Raw genomic sequence first — 714 nt, 5'->3', positions numbered from 1 at the left:
TGGCGTTTCAGCCCTTCCCGCTGTTCGCGCCGCATCGTAAACAGCTCAATGAGCGAGTCCGCCTGCCACACCACGACCAACCCCATAAGCCCAATCGCGGTGGTGAGCTGGAAAAAGCCCGAAATCATCTCGGGGAGCCGTTCAGCCTCACAGACGGCGCTGTCTTGGGCGGCGACCGGATCGACAGCGACGACGGTGAGGATGAAACCGCTCAGGACTACGCGGCGACACGCCGCGCGAAGCGGCACACGAACGGACAGGGACGGAGGGACAATCGCGGACATTGGTTGATGGGTTATATTGCGTGTCGTGGTAGCACGGGACACGGGATCCGTGCGCACAATTCTTGATAAATTTTGTGCCGCTACAGTGCTGTGTAATCAGACAATCCTGCTCGACTGCGGCTTAACCAACAGATCCCGGAAACCTCTCCGGGATCGTTGGTTAATCACACTACAACCGGCAATCGCGGCGCGGTTCTCCTACACACATCTTCCAGTACCGCCGGCCGATGGTGGGCGCGCCCGTTCAATCCGGCCACGACTGCGGACCGTCACACCCGTTGGTCCTGCCGCAGTCAACCCCTGCTGAAACGCGTGTCACACCACTGTTTCCCTTCGAACGCGTTCTTCGATGAGTCCGTTCCAGTTGCCCCCACGAGACTGAAATTCGTCGCCACAGCGGTAGAGCCCCGTGTCTGTGCCACCTCAACAG

Annotated in this window: 1 pseudogene; it reads right to left on the bottom strand. The window is 59.8% G+C overall.

Features of this window, described 5'->3' with window-relative positions:
- Nucleotides 1-284 (bottom strand): annotated as a pseudogene (locus EXE45_RS17260) (hypothetical protein); the annotation flags it as partial.
- Nucleotides 285-714 lie beyond the last annotated feature (430 nt).

The sequence above is a fragment of the Halorubrum sp. SP9 genome, assembly GCF_005435015.1.
In the GTDB taxonomy this organism is placed as follows: domain Archaea; phylum Halobacteriota; class Halobacteria; order Halobacteriales; family Haloferacaceae; genus Halorubrum; species Halorubrum sodomense.
This window is presented reverse-complemented; position numbering and strand designations above follow the sequence as displayed.